The sequence below is a fragment of the Paenibacillus montanisoli genome, from assembly GCF_003268025.1.
Lineage (GTDB): Bacteria > Bacillota > Bacilli > Paenibacillales > Paenibacillaceae > Paenibacillus_Z > Paenibacillus_Z montanisoli.
In genome coordinates, this window is sequence record NZ_QLUW01000002.1 from 127256 (window position 1) to 148611 (window position 21356).

17 protein-coding genes are annotated in these 21356 nt (G+C 50.6%); 2 read left to right on the forward strand and 15 right to left on the reverse strand.

What is annotated here, in order from left to right:
• Positions 1–86: 86 nt before the first annotated feature.
• The 7 genes from DL346_RS09835 to DL346_RS09865 all read right to left on the reverse strand — a co-directional run bounded on the left by DL346_RS09835 (position 87) and on the right by DL346_RS09865 (position 5775).
• A complete protein-coding gene (locus tag DL346_RS09835; RefSeq protein WP_112881967.1) occupies positions 87–488 on the reverse strand; it encodes a hypothetical protein in 402 nt (133 codons plus the stop codon).
• Positions 485–1603, reverse strand: coding sequence for a GerAB/ArcD/ProY family transporter (locus DL346_RS09840; protein WP_112881968.1), 1119 nt, complete (start codon positions 1601–1603; stop codon positions 485–487). Before DL346_RS09840 ends, DL346_RS09835 begins: the two co-directional genes overlap by 4 nt.
• Positions 1600–1845 (reverse strand): hypothetical protein, encoded by a 246-nt coding sequence (locus tag DL346_RS09845; protein WP_112881969.1) that lies wholly within the window; start codon positions 1843–1845, stop codon positions 1600–1602. Before DL346_RS09845 ends, DL346_RS09840 begins: the two co-directional genes overlap by 4 nt.
• 7 nt (positions 1846–1852) lie before the next feature.
• Positions 1853–3046 carry a Ger(x)C family spore germination protein gene (locus DL346_RS09850; protein ID WP_112881970.1) on the reverse strand — a complete coding sequence of 398 codons (1194 nt, stop codon included), beginning with the start codon at positions 3044–3046 and terminating at the stop codon, positions 1853–1855.
• 23 nt (positions 3047–3069) lie between these two features.
• Positions 3070–4608, reverse strand: a complete 1539-nt coding sequence (locus tag DL346_RS09855; protein ID WP_240633116.1) for a spore germination protein — start codon at positions 4606–4608, stop codon at positions 3070–3072.
• A gap of 108 nt (positions 4609–4716) precedes the next feature.
• A complete protein-coding gene (locus tag DL346_RS09860; protein ID WP_112881971.1) occupies positions 4717–5247 on the reverse strand; it encodes a hypothetical protein in 531 nt (176 codons plus the stop codon).
• A gap of 345 nt (positions 5248–5592) precedes the next feature.
• On the reverse strand, positions 5593–5775 hold the full coding sequence (locus tag DL346_RS09865; RefSeq protein WP_112881972.1) for a DUF2524 domain-containing protein: 183 nt from the start codon (positions 5773–5775) through the stop codon (positions 5593–5595).
• A gap of 169 nt (positions 5776–5944) precedes the next feature.
• Here DL346_RS09865 and DL346_RS09870 point away from each other — a divergent pair, with 169 nt between their 5' ends.
• Positions 5945–6631, forward strand: a complete 687-nt coding sequence (locus DL346_RS09870; RefSeq protein WP_112881973.1) for an ankyrin repeat domain-containing protein — start codon at positions 5945–5947, stop codon at positions 6629–6631.
• Positions 6632–6678: 47 nt separating this feature from the next.
• On the opposite strand, the gene DL346_RS09875 is transcribed toward DL346_RS09870, so the two are convergent.
• From DL346_RS09875 to DL346_RS09905, 7 genes are all read right to left on the reverse strand, one after another.
• On the reverse strand, positions 6679–7167 hold the full coding sequence (locus tag DL346_RS09875) for a DUF6376 family protein (RefSeq protein WP_112881974.1): 489 nt from the start codon (positions 7165–7167) through the stop codon (positions 6679–6681).
• A gap of 459 nt (positions 7168–7626) precedes the next feature.
• Complete coding sequence (locus DL346_RS09880) at positions 7627–10887, reverse strand: sugar-binding protein (protein ID WP_112881975.1); 3261 nt, start codon at positions 10885–10887, stop codon at positions 7627–7629.
• A gap of 365 nt (positions 10888–11252) precedes the next feature.
• Positions 11253–12476, reverse strand: coding sequence for an enolase C-terminal domain-like protein (locus DL346_RS09885; protein ID WP_112881976.1), 1224 nt, complete (start codon positions 12474–12476; stop codon positions 11253–11255).
• A gap of 66 nt (positions 12477–12542) precedes the next feature.
• Positions 12543–13388, reverse strand: coding sequence for a phytanoyl-CoA dioxygenase family protein (locus DL346_RS09890; RefSeq protein WP_112881977.1), 846 nt, complete (start codon positions 13386–13388; stop codon positions 12543–12545).
• A 34-nt stretch (positions 13389–13422) separates the two neighbouring features.
• Entirely contained in the window at positions 13423–14370 is a 948-nt protein-coding gene (locus DL346_RS09895; RefSeq protein ID WP_112881978.1) for a carbohydrate ABC transporter permease, read from the reverse strand.
• Positions 14364–15281 carry an ABC transporter permease gene (locus tag DL346_RS09900; RefSeq protein WP_240633117.1) on the reverse strand — a complete coding sequence of 306 codons (918 nt, stop codon included), beginning with the start codon at positions 15279–15281 and terminating at the stop codon, positions 14364–14366. The genes DL346_RS09895 and DL346_RS09900 overlap by 7 nt, the downstream gene beginning before the upstream one ends.
• A 70-nt stretch (positions 15282–15351) precedes the next feature.
• Positions 15352–16986: an extracellular solute-binding protein gene (locus tag DL346_RS09905; protein ID WP_165822449.1), complete on the reverse strand. Its 1635-nt coding sequence runs from the start codon at positions 16984–16986 to the stop codon at positions 15352–15354.
• 601 nt (positions 16987–17587) lie between these two features.
• Here DL346_RS09905 and DL346_RS09910 point away from each other — a divergent pair.
• Positions 17588–18721, forward strand: a complete 1134-nt coding sequence (locus DL346_RS09910; RefSeq protein WP_112881980.1) for a GntR family transcriptional regulator — start codon at positions 17588–17590, stop codon at positions 18719–18721.
• Positions 18722–18793: 72 nt separating this feature from the next.
• Here DL346_RS09910 and DL346_RS09915 read toward each other — a convergent pair whose 3' ends face one another.
• The gene (locus DL346_RS09915) at positions 18794–21346 is read right to left on the reverse strand and encodes an outer membrane protein assembly factor BamB family protein (RefSeq protein ID WP_112881981.1); all 2553 of its coding nucleotides are present in this window, start codon (positions 21344–21346) and stop codon (positions 18794–18796) included.
• Between the last annotated feature and the right edge of the window lie 10 nt (positions 21347–21356).

Below are 21356 nucleotides of genomic sequence, written 5' to 3' on the forward strand. Positions count from 1 at the left end.
ACGATCACATGACCTATAAATATACATCGAAAGCGCTTGCAAATCCTAATGAACTAGAAATGAAATCCGTCCATCGCTAGTTCAGATTATATACTAGTTTTACCTAAAAGTCTTTTACGAGTGACATTGATGCTATCTTTAAATTCCCAGCCCTCGCCAACGATCCAAATCACGAAATGATCATGTATGGTATCGTCCTCATTGTATTTCCAAACACAATTCCAACTGGTTATGTTTCCGAATGCTGCGCAAACGAGCTGCCTGTTCTCCCATTGTTGAGTTCCCGTCGGCACTCTCCACACTTTTATCTCCTTTGCGTTCGAGGTTTCTACGTGAATGATCATTTCTCCCCTGCCTTCGGGGATATAAGTCCAGCCTCCTTCGGGAGCAGGAATGGTTTCGATTGTCGTTACAGGAGTCGATTGTGCATTAGACTCAAATAAGCCAGACAGCATAAATAGACAAAGAATCATTTCAACCCTCTTCACGAACTTCCCGCTCCTTGACGCCTCATAAGCGACAAGCCAAGTATGATCAGCGGCAGCAACACGCCGAAAGTCAGCGAGTAAAAGCTCCAAATCCGCGTGACGATGTGAAAGAAGTAAGTTGTATTCGGGTATGAAATGATCGAGAGCACAATCAATGAGAAACCGAGCGGCAAATACAGCTGCCGGCACTCCTTTAGCTTGAAAACATGCGCTAAACTTACAGTTGAAGCATAATAGCAAATCGTTAATTTGAAATAAATCGTAATAAACCAGATCCCGGCCATAATGACTTCCACGCGCTCCAAAAAATGCCCCACGCTTATTTTTTTGGCTAATATGTAACTCGGGAACATTTGAACGGCGGTAATCTTAGGACCTAATACCAAGATGGTAGTCATCACGATCAGAAATAAAATGAATCCGGCAATCAGGACTCCAATTGCAAATGCTTTCCCCGCTTTGCGGTTGTTGCTTACATAAGGATACAACACCAGCAACGTAATAAGCTCAGCATAGGGAGAACCGATATAAGGCAAAGCCGCTCTAGCGACCGGAGCGATGCCGTAGCCGACGACCGGAAGAAGATTGTCGAGCTTAAACTGGTACGGGAGCAGCACGATCAAGAAAAGAAAGAAGAGAATGACCCATGGCAAAAAGATTTCCGCCGTACGGGTAAACACTTCGAGTCCGTTTCTGACGCCGGAGATGACGACAAGCACAAACAAGATATGGATATACTGAATCGGCGTGTTGGGCAGTACCTGCGTCGTCATAAAGTCGCCGAGATTGCGGAGAACAAGCGCTCCAAGGATGAAGAAGAAGAAAACATACAGCAATGAAATCGCTCCGCCGATCCATTTGCCGAGCGTATGCATAACAATTTCAACAAACGTCAAAGCCGGATAACGCTGTCCTAGCAAATGATACAGCGCCACGAAGATCAAACCGACAGCCGGACCGATCAAGCTGGATATCCAGGCATCATGCTTCGCTTCGAATGCGAGCCCCGATGGAATGATGAGAATGGTGCTGCCGACCGTGAATAAAATGACCAGAATCGTAAATTGATAGGGCGCGATTTTGCCTTGCTCAATCATGGTTTCACCTGCTTTCATTTCGATGCCCCAAGTAGTGCGTATACAAAGTCGCTGATCGGCTGGTAGACGGCCGTAATCATATCCAGCGGATTCGGCAATGGGATTTTGATCACTTCAAGGACCGAAAGCAATATACCGGCTGCCAGTAACATGCTGAATACAAGCAGCTCCTTCTTATATCCTTTTCGCCTTAGATAAGGGACTTCAACCCCAATGACGAATAAGCTTGCCACGATGATTCCCGATAGATTCCAGAACAACTTTGTCTCACTCCCATGACTCGATCGCCGAGTTGCTGGTGGTCCCTAAACGGCGTATCCGGGTGTCCACATTGATGTCAACATCCAGGTCGGAGAAGCGATCCGGCCAATCGTTCTTGAGCTTTTGCCATTGCCGCGGATGGGCGTTTTCAATGGCTTGTCCAAAGCCGAAAATATCCGCTTTATTTCGTTGCGCCTTTCGAATCGCCGATTCCATCATTGTCGTGAGCTTTTGATTGGACAAATCTTCGATTTCCCGGATCGTCTCCGGCTTCGTGAGATCGATTTGACATTGGACACCGGCAACATTTTCCTCGATAAACAGATTGATTTTGATTTTTGGCTTGCCGTTCGAGAGGATCCCTTTGATTTTGGAGATTGTACGTGTAACATCGACGGTCAGCACGCCATTGCCATCGGGACATCGAATATGGCCGATTGAATTTTTTACATTGCCGACGATATAGTTATAGCCTTTACTTTCATCCTGGTTCAGCCAATCCACGAGACGATCCCCCTTAAAAACGGCAATCCCCGAGTATTGCAGTATTGCTGACGGTACGATTTGCTCCACATTGCTCAATTTATTTCCCGCGCTTGCATCGCCCGCAATTCGAATCCCAGTCAAAATATTTTCTTTCGAAGGGTCGGAAAGATCAGCCATGAATTCGAACAGCTCTACTTTCGCAGCAGGAGCCCACGTGCCCTCGGAAACTTCAAGGGAACTGAACATTTTGTTGGACGGTATTTTCTCGATCGGATTCAAAATCGAAAGTACGCTCTTCGCTGTCGTCCCTTTCGGCACGATGATATAAAAATCGGACCGAAGCTCATGGTTTCTTGAGATGCTGTCCATCACTTCCGCCACGCCATTTCTCGCCAGTGCTTCGCCGATTACGAGTATGCGCAGATGAGAAGAAAACACTTTCCGCGGTGAGACGGAGGTGATTTTGCGAAGCGCTTCTAATGTTGTCCTTTCCGTCGCGGTAAACGTAGTTACCGGTGCGCTGTAGCCCCCGCCTCGCTTCGTTGCGACTTCAGAAGGGTTAACGATCTGAGTCGACACTTGAACTTTATTTCCTTTCTTGTCCAAGCCCATCCCGACGGAAACGGCAAGATCATTGAGTTCATTGCTGTCCCAGCAACCGGATAAGACGACGGAGATCAAAGCCAAACAGATCAAGAGCAGATATCGATTCATTAAGTCAGTACTCCCGGATAAATTTATTTCTTATTCGGCTTAGTCGTCGGCGGATTTGCTTCCCGAGTTTTATTTTTATCCCCGATAAACCGAGGCCGCGAGAACAGCCCCCATAACGGCAAACGAAGAATGGTATCTTTCTGGTCGGGCATATTTAGCGGTGCCATCGGCGACATGTAAGGAACACCGAATGACCGCAGACTGCACAGATGCTGCACCATCGCGATCAGTCCGACCGTTATGCCGAACAAGCCGAACGTAGCGGCAAAGAGCATCATTATAAATCGGATTATGCGAATAGAGATCCCCATATTGAATGAGGGGATGACAAAGTTGGAAATAGCCGTGACCGCTACCACGATTACCATGGCCGGGGATACGAGACCCGCTTCGACGGCTGCTTGACCGATAACCAGCGCTCCAACGATCGATACGGCTTGACCGACCGTTTTCGGCAACCGTACACCCGCCTCGCGAAGAATTTCAAATGTCAATTCCATCACAACCGCTTCGATGAATGCAGGGAAAGGGATCCCTTCACGCTGGGCGGCCAAACTAAGCAGCAGCTGGCTCGGCAGCAATTCCTGATGAAATGTCGTAATGGCGATATACAGCGATGGGGCGAGCAGCGAAATAAAAAAGCAGATATAGCGCAGCAGCCGGATCAACGTTGCGAATTCGAAACGCTGATAGTAATCCTCCGCGGATTGATAGAACTGCACGAATAAGGCCGGAGCGAGCAATACGAATGGCGTCCCGTCTACAAAAATGGCAACCCGTCCCTCAAGCAGTCCCGAAACAACGACGTCGGGCCGCTCTGAATTGTAAAGGGTCGGAAATACCGTAAACGTTTCGTCTTGAATCAATTCCTCGATGTAACTGCTTTCTAATATTCCGTCAATGTCAATTCGGGATAATCGGAGACGGACTTCCTCAACGATCTTGTCGCTGGCGATGCTGTTCACATACATAAGCGCCACTTTGGTTTTGGTAACTTTGCCGATTTCCATGGATTCAAGCCACAGGTCGGTCGATTTGATCCGTCTTCGTATCAGTGCAATGTTTGTGTTTAGATTCTCCGTGAAACCTACCCGCGGTCCTCGTACGACGCTTTGAGTCTCCGGCTCTTCGACGGAACGGTCTTCCCCGCCCTGTGTGCAAACCGCTAACCCTGTAGAGAAGCCATCAATTAATAGGACCGTGACGCCGGTCATTACGCTTGTATACAGACTTTGGAAATCGATGATGTCCTTCATTTTACCGGCAGGCGCAAGTATGCCTCGGATCAGGTCAAGCTTGTTCGGTTCGTCTGCCTCGGTAAACACATCGATCCACCTGCGCAAGGATTCGCAGGACTCAAGCATCATGTTCTGGACTAGTGCCGAGCTCACCAGCCCTTCGGTGTAAATATATCCGATCTCCAAATGACTGCCTGGAGCAATGCTGATGCGCTCGGTTACGATATCACTGCTGTTTCCGAACGCCGCTTTAACCTTGTCCATGTTCGACTGCAGGTCGGATCCGAGCAGCTCCGGCTGTTCAGCCCGTTTTTCCATTCCCATTCGGATACCTCAATTCCGGTTCATGCTTGGATTTATTCTGTCTATTCGCTGGAAAATTATCCAAACCTAAATAAAGAGCCCGGAACGCATGTTCCGGGCTCTTTATCATTACTTCTTCTCGTAGTTGCTTACAACATATTTATCGTCATCTTCGATCCATTTCAGTGAATAGACACCCTGATCCGATGTAGTAAGTGTGTATTCTTTCTTACTGCCCTCAATCTTAACATCGTCAAGTTGAGAGGTTGATAGAATTGAAGCGCTGAAGAAGGGCTCATTATTTACAATAATATTGTCCCCGTCTTTTTGATCCGTGATATAGTGGGCAAGGATCTTGTCAACTAACGATTCATCAAAGTAACTAAGAAGCAACTCTTTTGCTTTCGCTTCAGTGCCAATGACAGGATCAAGGATTGGCGTCTTCTCATCCTTTAGCAGTGCTGTAGCGAATAATGTATTTACTTTATCTTCTGCGATTCTAGCTGATGTGTATGCGTTCTCTTTATCCATATCTGAACCTTCATCCTTGTTTGAGCATGCTCCCAGTACAAAACCTATGGATAGTACCAACAAAATCATCATTAGTTGTCTCTTTAGCATCTTTCTTCTACCTTCCTTATTATGATTTGAATGCTGCATGATGTCGTATCCTCCTCTCGTTCCTATTATGCTACCGGTAAAAAGGGAAAAAAAGTGAAGAATCTATTGAACTTACTTCCCCTTTTATGATCCCGCTAGTAACAGAATAAATAGGCATTATCTGCACATAACTAATGCAATCTCAGGAAAGGAGCAATTAAACATGACCGAATCGAGACCAAACGGCTCGCAACATGCCGCACCGCCATCGAATGATCCGAAGAAGCAAGGCAGATCCGCGGCTAAGAAGAAATCGAAGTAACTCTTGCGTTTAAAAAAACAAATCCCCTTCTCTACCGCATATTCGGGTAAAGAAGGGGATTCGTTGTTGTATTCAAATTCAAACTAGTGGTTGATATCGCATTTGTTTAATATGAACGTGATTTGATTTTCAAGCCGATTGACCGCTTCCTGTGTTTCATTGTCGTCTGCTTGACGGCTTCGAAGCGATTCGAGCTCCTGCTTGAGTTGATGCAAATCATCGCCCGCATTGGCGCAATCATAATTGCTCTCGAGGTTTTCGAGCATGTTTAATCCTCCAATCCATAGTAGGTGCACTTGACTATTATGGTGGATATTACTTCAAATATTCATTTCCCTCGGATTTCGTTGTCAGGTCTCTGCTCTTAGAAGGAATTGTGGAAGTGAATCGTGAATGCATGTACTGAATTCGCAGGTAAAAAGGGGATAATGGAGCATGAACAAATTCATTCGAGCGGTGAAAGCCTTAGATGCTGCAGGGATCAAAGAGTTGCTTCAAAAAGAGGCAAAGTGGCTTCAGTGGTCGGAGGAAGACGGCAAAAATGCGCTCCATTATGTGTGCGGTCTGGCTACTTCGAGTGACCCGCAGAAGGTGGAAGCGAGTCTTCAAATCCTAAAGCTGCTCTTAAACGGCGGCATGGACATGAATGCCGTTCATCGAATTCCGGATAACAATTGCGGGTTTTTCCCTGCCACCCCGCTGTGGTACGCATATACGCGCGGCAGAAACGAGAAGCTGTACACCTATTTGCTAAACGAAGGCGCGAATCCCAATCACTGCATGTTTGCAATTGCTTGGTACGACGACGTCGAAGCGGCCGATCGATTTAAAAAACACGGAGCGGACATTGAGGATGGAGCCTTTCTTGCCGCGTTCAATTGGAAAAGATTCGGAATGGCGGAATGGTTTTTAAAGAACGGCACGGATGTCGATTTTGCCGATCCGGATGGAAATACGGCGCTGCATCAAGCGATACAACGAAATTATAGATTGGAGAACATTCAATTGCTGCTGCGGTACGGGGCAGATTTCAATCAAACGAACAAAGAAGGAGAATCCCCGAAAACGTTGGCCGAACGCAACAATCGAACAAAATTGCTGCGGCTTTTTGGAACGAAATAAAAAAAAAGCCGCAATCATGCGGCTTCTAAATCGGATCTGTTGACCGGTCATCGTAACAGATTTAAGTATTTTTCAGCTTCCTTGAATTCCGGCGAATCTTTCATTTGTTCATATAAGGCTTGGAACTCTTCCGGGTTGAAAGTACCGTTATCGATTTGGCGAATGTATTCGTCTATCTTTAGATTGGCCTCATCCGAGTGCGCGGCGAGTTTTCCGTGCATGCTCTTTAATTTTGCCGGGGGCTCCGTCTCAACAAGCTTCTTCATTTCTTGTTTTACCGTTATTAATTCTTGTTTGATTTCTGCTTCTGCCGACTTATCCGGTTTTACTTCGGAGTCCGTTCCTTTCTTTTGATTTTCCTTTGCTTTTTGAATCAATGCTGGCATCTTTTCATTTACCGCATTTACGGTCGATACGGTTTCCTTCGTTTGTTTGGCGAATTGGACCGTTCCCATAATGGTGTCTTTAAAATACAGGAAGGTTCCGCCCAATATGACAACGAGAACACCCAGTACGATAAGCAGTTTTCGGAACATTCGTTTTATCCCTCCATGCTAAAATTGCATAATTCTATTTAACCCTCTGACTCACAAGAAAAACAGTTACTAGTGCATGGACGAGCTGGGCACCGAATTTGTTGCAGCCATCCCCCTGTACGACAAAAAAGGCACCATGACATGGTGCCTTTAAACAGGAGTAACTCCAGTAATCACAAGGTTTAAACCTGACATAAGAATCCATTTGATGCAAAATTGATGCAAACCGTTGTTATCCAAAACTTTTCTTTGCGGAAAGAAGCGGGTGCGCAACCAACGCAATTTTGTCGGGACGTCCATCCAACTATCTGCCCGTTAGCTGAACGAAGGCAGCCGATCGTCTCCGACCTGGCACACACCGTCTAACAGGTTACTGGTCTTATCCAGAACAGTAAGTCTCTCCATGACCTCACCTCAGCGAGAAGCCTTCCCTCTAAACGGGTTTCCTGTCGATTCCTCTTATTGCTCTATCAATTGTACCACTTGATCGGCCAGTTCCAGCAGCTTCGCCTTCAGCTCCGACGTGATCTGCGACTGCAAATCCTCCGCGTTCAGATTGCTTCGGAACCCGTTGAACTGAGCCGCGGCGGCGTCCTTGTTGCCTTTGCCGAACTGCTTCTCGGCTTGCTCCAACCAATTAAGCAAATTCGATTTGAGCACCGAACCGACGTTGCCGGATTCGATCAGCTCGCGAAGCTCGGCAATACCTTCAGCCGGGGTCGCGATCGGTTTGGCGACGAATTTCATATCGCCCCAGTTCAGCTGGTTGTCGCCGTCCCCGAGCCACATGATCTGACCCCAGTTGTCCGGGCCGTCATTGTCAGTCGCCAGCAGCGTCATCCCGACCGTCTTGCCATCGGCAGGCGAGAAAGGCATGACCTGCAGGCTGCTCCACGGAATGGCTACTTCCATCGTGTAGCCGTCCGTCCGCACGGTGGAAGCGATCGCCCCGTCCGTGTACGGGAACTCCTGCACGCCGCCGTTATGGCCTTCGCGCATGAACATGTGCGGCTGGCCGTCCGGACCGCTCGGCGTTACGAATATCGAGTAGTCGCCGTCGCGGAACGCGGTGCCGTTCTTGCCGCGGTCCAGATCGAGGAAGAGCAGCGTCGCGTCGGACAAATACATTCTCGATCCGGTTTCCGTAAATTGCAGAGCGTCGTCGGTCCGTTCCTCCAGCAGGTACAAGTTGTCGTCGTCCCATTTGATCCGGTACTTGGAGGTGATGTCCGGGGCGTCCGTCTCCGCTCCCCAGACCGTTCCGTATTTGTTCACGTCCTCGGACTCGGGGCTTACGATCATTTCCGCGGCATCCTCCCACTCGCCGGGTGCTGCAACGCCGTCAACAGCGATAGCAGGCTTCGCTTCCTGCGACTCGTAGTTGATCGGGGCCTTCACTTCCCACGGCTTCGCTTCTTTGTAGAAGCGGAAATACGTGTACGGGTCGACGACCTCGAACTTCAGCTCGGGATAATGCTCTTTCACATAATTGACGGCATCGACGACCATGCTTGGCTTGGTCAGGATGTTCCGGAACATGAAAAACTTTTGATTCTTCTTCAGCTGCGCGGCGATCTGTTCGCCGTATACGGCGGCATCACTTACTTCGTGTCCCAAATCCTGCACCCAGGCGAACGGCGTGCCGTTCACGACCGGCTGCTCGAATCCGCCGTTGTTGCCGACGCCGTTCGGCGAGAAGCGGCTGTACGATTCCTGGACGCGGAGCGGAACCGAACCGCTGTTGCCGCTGATCAGGAACCCGGTGATGTCGATGTCGAATTTATCGTACATCTCGGTGTTGTACTGCTCCCAGACGTGCAAGAAATCCGGCAGCCCGTCGGGACGGTTCTCTTCGAGCAGCATGATCGGGTTCAAGTACCCGGCTCCGTTATCGCCGGCTACGAAATAGTCGTTCGGCGACATCGTTTCGTAAAGGTAGTTGAACATTTGCGGAATCCGTTTGGACAGGCCCATAACCGGCGGCCATGCGAGCGGCAGCTCGCCACGCTTCGGGTCGTTCCAGAGCGCGGGCAGCGCTCCGGCCGTCCATGCGCCGGCATCGTAGTCGCCCATGTAGAAGGCGACATACTTCGTGGCAGGGTCGTACGTTTTGCCATTGTTGCCTTTATCGTTCTTCTGCGTGAACGTCGCATTCAGCGGTACGTTCTTGAACGCCGATGCGTTGGACAAGCCGATCAGGCCATAGGCGTCCGCGTCTTTCTGCGCATTGTATTTGGAGATGATGTCGGCGTACTTCCATTCCGCTTGCACCGGCTCCAGCCCCGCTTGCGAATCGGCATGCTTCGTATACTTGATCCACCACGGCACGAAGCCGCCGATCGTAAAGATCGTTTCACCCGCTCTGGCGTTCTGGGAACGCAGCAGCTCGATTAACGTATTGTAGTCGGTGCCGAGCGGCTGGTTGCGGTCGTCTATAGGCTTCGTCGTCTCGTCCGGGCTCAAGTCGAAGAAGAACGCTTTGTTCGCGATAAAATAGTCGGCGTTCGGCAGGAATGAGTTGAACAGGTCGGGATAGACGAATTGCTGCCCTTCCTGAGGAACGGGCACTTCGGCCGGAGGCACGGTCGACTGGTCTTCGGCCGTCACTTCGATGGTCCGCTGGATGCTGGCGCCGTACCATGTCACGCCGTCGCGCACCATGTCCGCGTCGAATTTGTAAACGCCCGGCACATTCGGCGCGATGATCGAGAAGCGGAATGTCTTCTGCTGCCCGCTTGCGATTTGCTCATCCGCGCTCATGAATACCCGTTGATTGGCCGGATCGATCGAGAACCCACCGTTCAGGTTTCCCCATTTGAACTGGTTCGTGCCAAGCGCGCCGAGCCGGTCGTTTGTCGCCATCGTCCAAGCCGTCTTGCCGGTGTTCTTGAACGTGACCGCCACTTCAATTTCCTGGCCGACTTTCAGCTTGGCGGGCATGGCGATCGATACGACTTGACCGCTCAAATCTTTGGCCGATTGGTTGATCGACCAGGATACGCCGTCCAGCCCGTAAGCCATCATCGTCGGGTTGGTCAGGCCACTGTCCAAATAACGAACTTTTGCCCACAGGTAAGCATCGTTCTTAGCGCTGCCTGTCGAAGTGAGGTCCGTGTCCGGAATCGTCCCTTGTCCGGTAAATTTGCCGACCAGGTTGACCGCTACCGGCATTTGCCGTTTCACGACCAGCTCGTCGTACGGGCTGCCCGGCGTTTCATCGAACCGTACCGGCAGCAAATTTTCGGCACCAGCCGCCGTCGAAGCGACGTTGGCTGTCGCGGGAACGTTCTGATCCCATACGACCACGCCATTGAATGCGCTTGCAAACTGGTCGAGTACGGCGGAGAACGATACAGCCGTTGTCAGCGTGCGCGACGCCAAAGCGCCGCCCTCTTTGCGCAGCTCGTCCAGCCAGAAATGGTCGATATCCATTCCCGCCTCTTTGGCGATCGAATTGGATTCGTAGAAATAATACAATCGCGTATTCGTCCGGTTCACGACGCCCTGCAGCGCCGTAGCCAGCTTCAAGTAGTCATAGCTTAACTTGGATGTCGGTTGGGCGGCGATGAACGTCTTTAAATCGAACACCGTCAATTCGCTGGTGTCGGGCTCGCCGGCAGCGGGCGCCGTTGCGCCGTTGGCCAGCGCGGGCGGCAGCGCGAGCGTGAATATCATCAGCAGCAGTAAAGCGAGTCGGGATCGTCCCAGCAATTTCCTCATTATCAAAAGCCCTCCCTTAACGCGCGTATTCGTTCTGTTCGGCAACTTATCCTATCGAGCGTTCTTGATTGCAACATCCCTGCTCAAAACCCGAAAGTTCTGGAAGTGGGAAAAACCATGGGAGAAATTTTAGAGTGTTTGATATCTCGGTTTTTGCATGAAGTTGAATCCTAGAATCAATAATGAAAACTGTGACAATTTTGCATCGCAATGGGGCAGCCGACTGATTATCGGCTGCTGATGCAAAACTCAGCGCAACTCATGCACACACAGTTTCAGCGTTTCCGCACCCTGCGCGGCCTATCTCCTACTCAGCGCAACTCGGGTTAACACCATGGCATGGTGCCTTCTGATTCGATCCGATCTTATGGACGTACGATCGTGCCGTCCGCCTTCCGGTCGATCGGATACGGCTGATGATAAATCCGTGTCCTAGCCTCCGGATTCACAAGCTTCGCCGCTTTCTCCTCGTCGATATCTATGCCTAGCCCAGGTCGCTCATTAGCATAGAGATGTCCGTCCTTCAGAACCGCATGCCCCGGGAATGCTTCCAGTTCCTCAGCCCGGAACGTATTTTCTTCCTGAATGCCGAAGTTCCAGATGGCCATATCCAGATGCATGGCCGCAGCCTGGTTGACCGGATCGTTGTCGCCGCCTTCTTGCCATGCCGTGCGGACGCCATAAGCTTCCGCAAAGGCGGCGATTTTCCGGCAGGCTGATATGCCGCCCCCTTTGGACACGCGGACGCGGATAAAATCGATCAACCTCTCTTGAATGAGGGGCATCCATTCATGCGGACTCGTGAATAACTCTCCCATCGCTTGCGGCGTCGTGCTCTGCTGCCGAATCGAACGGAACCATGCGATCTGCTCGGGCGGCAGCACATCCTCGAGGAAGAACAAGCGATAGGGCTCTAGCCGCTTAGACAATATGACAGCACCTTGCGGGCTGAGATGCTCGTGTACGTCGTGCGTGAATTTAGCGCCTGGTCCGAACCGTGCGCGAAGCTCCTCGAACATGTTAGGGATCGCATCCAAGTAAGCCTCTTCGTCGAATACGGCCTTAGCCGGCCAAGCATTTGCCGGCCTCTTTGCCTGTTCGGCGGGGATGAAGCCTCCTCCGCCGTAATTGCCCAGCTGACATCGGATCACCGGATAGCCTTCTTCCATATAGCGGGCAATATCCTCCGATAGCTCTTGGATATCCCTTCCGCTTGCATGCGCATAGCAAGGGACAGCCGAACGGCATGGGCCGCCAAGCAGCCGGTACACGGGCATGCCGGCCTCCTTCCCCTTGATGTCCCAAAGTGCCATATCGATTGCGCCAATTGCGGTCATGAGAGCGGAACCATTGCGCCAGTATCCGCTCTGGTACATGGACTGCCAAATATCCTCGATGGCTCCGGCATCTCGACCGATCAGCGTTGGCGCAAGCAGCTCCTCGATAACGGCAGCCACTGCGCCTGGATTGAAATAATCGTTTGCCGATCCAATGCCGTACAGCCCATCCTGATCGGTTTCCACTTTCACGATCGTCCAGCTTGCGTTTTCGCGCGTGCGAATAATCCGAATCCGTTTAATCTTGGACATCTATTAATCCTCCTCTGGATTATATAACGATAAAAAGGCCGCTGTTCAGAGCGGCCCTGATCGTGGCTATTTGACCATATGAACCGGGTAATAAGGCGGGATCGGTTTCGTGTAGGTCTCCTTAGCGAATTTAATTTGGTTCGGCGTCCATTGCGAATAGAACAAGCGGGTATCATGATCGTCGCTTAGCGCGAGCACTTCAGGTACCGTCGCCCAGTTGGTCAGCGGGTAGCTCGTCGCCCGCGAATGATAGTTGTGCATCGTCCGCCGGCCATGCGTACAGTCCGCTTGCCCGCCCTTGCGCGTATGATAGGTCGTAATGTTGTACAGCACGGCGGTACCGGCTTTGCCCCGAATAGGGATCTCCCGGAAAGCTTCCCCCTGCTTCTCCTTCGCTTCATCGAGCGTTGCATACATATGGCTATTTGGGACCAAGCTGAACGCCGGGCAGCAATCGTGTACGTCAGACAAGTAATAAATGACACAAGCGTACGTGCTGATATAGGGATTCTCCGGATCGTAGATTTTCCCTCCTATCGTGCCGTAATAGCTGATATCGCGGTGGTAATTCATTTCGCTGGCGCTCGCCCGCTCGACGGAAACATCGCGGAAGTCAAATTGGGCAAAACGCGCCTCTCCAAGCAGCACTTCCTGAATGAGCGGAAAAATTTTGTGGTGACGGATGAATTTATCCATCTCTAGAGGATGCTTCGCGAGAAAGCTGCCTGTGCCGACTGCGCCCTCGATCGGCTTATGCCAGTGCTCCGGAGTTTCTTTCAGAGACTCATCCACCAGGCCGTTCAAGTAGTCCAGCTCCTCCTGAGACAAAGCATTGGGAATGACGGCGAAACCGTTTTCTTTATAATGCGCCAAAATCTCCTCTTTCGTCGTTTGAACAGCGTTCGAACTCATAACCTACCTACCTCTCTTTCGCTTTGCGTAATGGTTAACCTTTGACAGAGCCCAGCATAATGCCTTTGACGAAATACTTCTGCAAGAATGGATAGACAAGGAGAATCGGCACGATCGCGAAAATGATGGTAGCGGCCTTAATATTCTCCGGCTGGACGATTAATCTGCTCGAATCATTCAAGGTATTCGTGTTCTGCGTTCCCATATTGAGCATGTTGAAATCGATAATTATCGAACGCAGCACCATCTGAAGCGGCCATTTGCTGTTATCGCTGATGAAGAACAGGCCGGAGAAGAAATCATTCCAATGACCGACAGCGTAGAACAAGCCGACCGTCGCGATAACCGGTTTGGACAGCGGCAGAATAATGCTCCACAGCACGCGCATATCCGAAGCCCCGTCGATTCGGGCCGACTCCTCCAGACTTTCCGGGATGCTCCAGAAGAAGTTGCGCATCAGGATCAGGTTAAAGGGGGCGACGAGCGATGGGATAATCATGACCCAGATGCTGTTAAGGAGTCCTATATTTTTGAGCAAAATATACATCGGGATGAGTCCGGCGCCAAACAGCATCGGGATAATGACGATCCATAACAAAAAACGATGGCCCGGAATATGCGTCTTCGATAAGCCATATGCACCGGTTGCCGTGAATAGAAGATTCAAGAAGGTACCCACGAGGGTGACGAATACCGTGATCCCGAATGCTTTCAACAATACCTGCGTATTGAAGATGTACTTATACGATTCAAGCGTGAACGATTTGGGCCAGAGCATCATCGGATTTTTATAAATCTCATGCGCTTCGCTGAAGGAAATCGCCCATACATTCACCATTGGCAGCAAGGTAATCAAGCCTGCGCCGATAAGAATGAGGTAGATCAGGCTTTGCGCCCACCACGGATTCGCATCCAAGCTTCTCCGCGTGCTAAACTTCAGCTCACTGACGGGTTGTGTGGCATGAGCCGTTTGTTCTACCATAACGATTTCTCTCCCATCCTGCGTATGATGGTATTGGCTGTGATGATGAGGATCATCCCTATGACGCCTTTGAACAAACCGACGGCCGTTGCGAGCTCGAACTGCGATTGCAGAATCCCCAAACGGTATACATACGTATCGATGATGTCACCGACATCATATAGAGCAGGATTCAGAAACATGAAGATTTGGTCAAAGCCCGCATCGAGTATGCCTGCGAGCTGCAAGCAGAACAGCAAGGCAATGATCGGCCTGATTCCGGGCAGCGTAACATGCCAAATTTGCCTTAGCTTCCCGGCCCCGTCGATTTTGGCAGCTTCGTACAGCTGCGAATCAATGCCTGACAATGCGGCCAAATAGATGATTGCTCCCCAGCCGAATTCCTTGAGGATGGCCGTTATGACCACTAGGGTACGGAAAACGTCCGGGTTGGTCGTAAAATTGAATTTGTCCAAGCCGGTATTCACCAGAACCAAATTAATAATTCCGCTTGGGCCGATAAAATTGTAGATGATTCCCGCGAACACGACCCATGACAGGAAGTGAGGAAAGTATGTAACGGTTTGAATGAAGCGTTTAAACAACATGTGCCTTACTTCGTTAAGCATTAAGGCAAACAGAATCGGAATCGGGAAGCCGAATAGCAGCCGATACAAACTGATAATGATCGTGTTCTTAAGCAGCGTCGGAAATTTCTCCGAGGTGAACATGGCTTCGAAATGTTTAAAACCAACCCAAGGACTGTCCATAATGCCCGCAATGATCTTGTAGTCCTTGAATGCGATTGTGATTCCATAGAAGGGCGCGTACGTAAAAATGGCAAAATAGATGATGGTCGGCAGAATCAGCAGATAGATAAATCGCGACTTCCAGATCCGTGTACCTAGAGCGTGGACGGGTTTTGCGCTCACTGGAATCACTCCTTTCAAAGGCAAAGAACGGAATAGGGCAATTGAACTGCCCTATTCCGGCAACTGGCCCTTAATCTACATAGTTCGGTTCGGACTTATTCTTCTGCAACTCATTGATCTCGTCGATAATCTTCTGCCCGCCCGCGTCCAGATATTTTTGATAGGCTGCCTTGTACGCGTCCTTGGTCAGATTCATGTCGGTCAAAATACTTCCGTCTACCTTCGCCATGTAATCCTCCCAAATCTGCGGCCCGATCTCGGCTTGGGTCGGTGAAGTTACGGTCGGATCTTTATAATCGTTGTAAGCATTTGCGGCGTATTTCTCGAACATGCCCTTGTAATATTCGAACTTATCTTGGATCCCCGCGCCGATGAAGTTCAGCTCTTGCGCTTCCCAGTCCAGCTTCTCGCTCATTGGATCAATGAACTTAAGCGGCTCGATCTGCGCTCCTTTATAATCATTTTCACGCTCATCATCCGGAATCGGTACTTTTTTGCCTTCCGGATTTACGGTAAACATCTTTCCTTCAATGCCGTATCTTCTTAGCTCGGTGCCATCGGTCAATGACCAGTTCAGGAACTTGAAGAATTGGTCCGCTTTATCCTTGAATTTCACGTTCACGTAGAAGCCACGGTCCTGAGGGAACACGACACGCGTTCCGCCCTTCTCGCCATTCAAGCCAGTCAGCGGCGACAAAGTCTTAATGTCCGCGGTAGGCACGCTCTTCTTCAGCTCAGGGTAAAGGGATTGAAGATTCCCGCCAAGAATAACGGCCGCGCGGCCGGCTTTGAATTTCGTTTCTCCGAAGGAAGCGTCCGGGTTTACGCCGGCTTCTTCATCGAATAATCCTTTTTTCTTCATATCCTGCAGCCAAAACTTGTAATTCAGATGCTCCTCTTGCATTTCGGGAGGAACGATCTTATTCGGGTCGTCTTTGGAAGGTGCCCAGCCCGAGCCGGAACCGAACGCCGTTGCCAAATCCTTCCCTGCCCAGAAAGGAACCGTGTTTCCCATAGTCATCGGTACGATGTCTTTGCCGCTGGCTTTGATTTTCTCCAATGCCGATTGAAGCTCGGCAATAGAAGTCGGCTCAGCAATGCCAAGCTCCTCGAAAATGTCCGCACGGTAGTTAATAAAGAACGGAACAACCGGATAGATCAAGTTCGGGATGAAGTAGATATCGCCCTTGTCGTCCGCCATCTTGTCCCAGATGCCAGCCGGCACGGCGTCTTTGATCGCGGGATATTGATCCAGATATTCGTTGATCTTCAGGAAAGCGCCTTGATCCTGCAAATCCTTCCAGAACGCATCAACCGGACCCCAGCCCCAGATTACGTCAGGCATATTGCCGCCGGCTGCCGTCGTCTTGATCGTGGCATCGTAGTCAACGACCGGAATAATCCTAACATCGATATCGACATTGCCTTGCTTAAATAACTCCTTCTCATAGGCGCCGCCTTTGGTATAAGTGGCAGGTCCCCACGTAGGCCTTGAATAACTGAATTTTAGAGGCTCCGAACTATCGCCGCTCGTATCGCCGGTCTCATTATCCCCCGCCGCTTCCCCATTCGTGCTGCCCTCTGTCGATGAGCTTGTATTGTTGTTGCTGGTACAACCGGTGAATAGACTGAGCAACATGATGACTACAAGAGATAACAATCCGGCTTTCATCAATTGTTTCTTTTTCGTTTTCTGTTGATCCATGTTCATCCTCCTTAGTGACATTCAACAATTTCTCGAGCCAGAGCCAGGTTGAAGCAGAACGGAATCTTCTGCGTCGTGATGTCAAGACAAACATAGCTTTCTAATCCGACGATCGATCGATAGCCCCCTTATTCAAAGTCTGATCCAATTTATGAAATATTCCGGATTCGGAATGTTTCAACACACCTTAGGGAATGCGCTTACAATTTGCGAAAAGCTGCGGGCAGGTATCATAGAGATGAGTGCAATGATTGAGCTTGCAGATGGGCCTGTGATGGAGAAAGCACTGAATTGTGCGACGAGGTTGTGTTGTGTTCGGATCCCTTGTAATACTTGGTATGTACTTGTAATATTCAGATATGAACATATTATGTACTTGGCATGAATAATAGCATTGGAGGAAAAAGTTGTAAATGGCAATATAGCGCCAATTAACCCGGTTTTATGAAGAAAACCGCCCCATTTTGCTCATTTTCGCAGATATACTCCATTTTGGAATAACATTCACTCTTCGATCCATTTGACTTACGCTGACCTTTACAATTTTTATACCAACCTATAAGATGATATATAACAAGTCAAATATGCGTGGGGTCATACTATGGCGAATAACGTACAACATTTATCCCTCTATGAGCAAATCAAACAATATCTTCTTACGGAGATCGAACTCGCGCATTTGCTGCCCCATGATAGGCTTCCTTCCGAGAGCGAGTTGACCAAGCAATTCTCCGTAAGCCGCATTACCGTTAAGAAAGCCATGTCCGATCTGGTTGAACAAGGGATCGTCTACCGCATCCAAGGGAAAGGCACCTATGTTGCGGCTTCCGACAGGAGTCACGCGGCGGGAGATCCGGCTGTCAAGCCGAAGATAACGAAGTCGGTTGCTCTTCTGCTCCCTTTCATCAACAACCAGCATAACGCCCTGCTGCTGAATGGCGTCGAGAGCATTCTATCGGAAGCCGGCTACTCGCTTCTCTTTTGCAACACAGAGAACTCCATTGCGAAGGAAGAACGCACCATCCGGGAGATGGTAGAACGAAATGTAGCTGGCATGATCATCTATCCTGTCGACGGCGAGTCGTATAACCGCGAAATTTTGCAGCTCACGCTTGATTCATTCCCTCTTGTTGTCATGGATCGCTATTTGCGCGGTATCGACACGAATTGCGTATGTCCGGATAACTTGAAGGGCGCACAGGAAGGCGTCAATCATTTGATCTCGCTCGGTCACCGTCATATCGGGTTTCTATCCACCGAAATATCCGGCACCAGCAGCATAGAGGACCGTTTGGCAGGCTATGAAAAAGCGCTTGCGGAGAATCAAATTCCGATCGACCGGCGCTATCGGTATGTCGATATCGAGCTCGGCGAGCCCAAGCCTATTAAGGAGAAAATTCGCGATTTTCTGCTTAGACATCCCGAATTAACGGCAATATTCGCCATTAACCCGGGACTTGGGCTGCAAGTTATTAAAGTGGCTTCGGAGATGGGAATTCGAGTGCCGGAAGACCTTTCCCTTATTTTTTTCGACGATTTTGAACTCTCAGAATTCTATAGCGTTATGCCGACATTCATCAGCCAGGAGGAGAATCTGCTTGGCAAAGAGGCCGCCAAGCTCCTCATCTCCATCATCGAAAACCCGGAGCAAGATACGAAGAAGCTGTTCTTTCCACCGAAATTAACGATCCGGGAATCGACCGCGAAGCCGCGCAGCGCTAGATCATCGATATAGATCCGATTTACGAAAAGAATCCCCTTCTTCACCGCTTAATCCGGTAAAGAAGGGGATTCATTTTTCAGACTGCTACTTTTTCTCGGAAGTGAAGGCATAAACGTTGCCGTCGAATGCGCCTACGACCAGCGAGTTGCCGGAAATGGCCGGCGAAGAAGCAACCCATGCTCCGATTTTGTACGACCACTGGACGGTTCCGTTTTGCTTGTCCAGCGCGTACAGCTTACCGTCGTTGGAACCGATGTACACCGTAGCTCCGGATACGGCTGCCGAAGAGATAATGCCGCCTTCCGTCGCTGCGCTCCAAAGCTTCTCTCCGTTGTCCGCTTTAAGCGCCTCAACTTTTCCGTTCGGGAAGCCCATATAGACGACCCCGTCGACCACCGCCGGCGAAGATCCGGTCGTGCCGCCCGCGATATAGGACTCGCCCTCGCTGCGATAACGCCATACTTCCGCACCGGTTTCCGCATTAAGCGCGACAAGCAATCCGCCGCCATAGCCCATGTAAACTTTGCCATCCGCAATTGCAGGCAAGGAGTGCATCCAGCCTCCGGCCGGTTGCTTGCGCCATACTTGCTTGCCGTCCTTCGCATCCAGCGCAATCAAATAACCGCCGTCCGCACCGACGTATACTTTGCCATCCTTAACGACAGGAGCGTTTTCCGCGATCCAGCCCCCTGCGAGCTTGGCGGTCCAAACCGCGTCGCCCGTGCGCGCATCAAGCGCCATGATTTCGCCGCCGCCTTTGGAGCTGTATGCCTGATAGACGATCCCATCCGCCACGGTCGGCGAATAATACATCCACGCACGCTGCACGTCTTGCTGCCCGATTGACTTCTCCCAAAGCTTTTGGCCTGTTTTTACATCAAGCGCGTAGAGCGTGCCGCGGATGGAAGATGCATACACAATGCCGTTCGCTACCGAAGGAGACGCTTGAATTTGCGCATCGGGAACGAATTTCCAATTTTCGCGGCCTGTCTTCAGATCCAAGGACAACACGCTGTTTTGCTCCGTGCCGTTCTCGTCCCTAGTGCCAATGAAGACGCTGCCGTCCACGATCGCCGGCGAAGACGTCAAAATCGTCCCGTCCGTCAAATGGCTCCACGCAAGCTGAAGTTCCGGCGAGAGTTCATCGAGAGCTTCGCCTGTATGCTGCGCGTTGCCATGGAACATCGGCCAGTTCGCGCCTTGAGCGGGAATTGCGGCTTCATCCGCGCCGACCAGCGTAAACCTGCTGCTCTCCGACCATGTGCGACTGCCATCATCGGTGACGCGCACCTCAATCGTATGCTCCCCGAGCGCCTCTTTGTCCGCCTTCCATTCCGCGGACCACGTCATTTCGCCGGTTGGACTGAGCTTATGCCATTCTTGTCCGTCGATCCGATACATCGCTTCGGTCACGCGGCTTGACGTGTTATACGCATTCGCTTGCAGTTGAACGTTCCCCTGCGGTACTTTGCTTCCGGGAGCCGGACTTACGATGACGAGATTTTTATTTACGCCGTACATTTTGTAAGGATGCGTTTCTTTGCCGCCATGGAACGAAACGACGCGGAAGCCGTTTGGCGTTTGGTCGATCGTATAAGAACTCGAGTTCGTTACGACATGGTCGGCCGATTTGATCGTATCCGTTGCCACATCATTCACATGCGTATGACCCATCAGCACGAGGCGGGTATTGTACTGCCCGAGCAGATCGATATATTTCTTCGCCTCAGCAGCGTCAGGCGTTTGCGGGTTGTTAAACGGCCGATGGGTAATGACAACGATCTCCGTATCCTTGCCGGTTTGCTCAAGGTCGGCCTTCAGCCATGCCATCTGATCCGCTTCTCTCATGCCCAAGTTGTTTTCCAGGATGATAAAGTGTTTCTTGCCATAATCGTAGGAATACCATTCCGGTCCCAGATAATTGCGGTAGCGGTCGATCCGCGCCGAGAAATCTGCTCCGCCCGTAAAGTCATGGTTGCCCACCGCCGGGTAGACCGGAAGCTTCGAGGTGGCCGTGCTAGCCGTAAAATCCTTGAACTCGTTATCCGACGCGCCGTTCGTAATATCGCCGCTGATCGTGATGAAGGCCGGCGAGCCCGTGAGTTCGTTTAATTGTGCCAGCTGCCCCGTAAAACGTTCGCGGTTGTTGGTCGTTCCGGCCTGTACGTGAACGTCGGCAATGCCGACAAAGTCGAAGTTCGGATTTTGCGTCTCAGGTGCCGGCTGCAGCGCGAAATCCGCCACGCGGCTCTCATCGGCTTGAAGCTGGCCCAGATTTTGATAAAACTGAGGAATCATCGATTCATTGACCGGCACCTTATACCCGTCCGGAACCGTGACGAACACCAGATCCGTTTTGCGTCTGTTCGGGTTCACCGTCAACGTATAATTTCCTTGCGAATCCGATACGACGATCGATGCGCCGTCCGATACGCGAACGCCTGGAATCCCTTGCTCGTTAATATCTCGTGCGCCATTCCCATTCTTATCCGCGAAAACGACCCCGCTCACCGTCGATTCCGGCGTTCCCGCCATAACGGGCTTAATGACGGCGGCCAGCGCCAATCCTGCCATAGCGGCGGTAGTGACGGCTTGAAGCTTTTTCTTATTGCGTTTCAATTTGCGTGCGAAAGACAATTTTATTTCC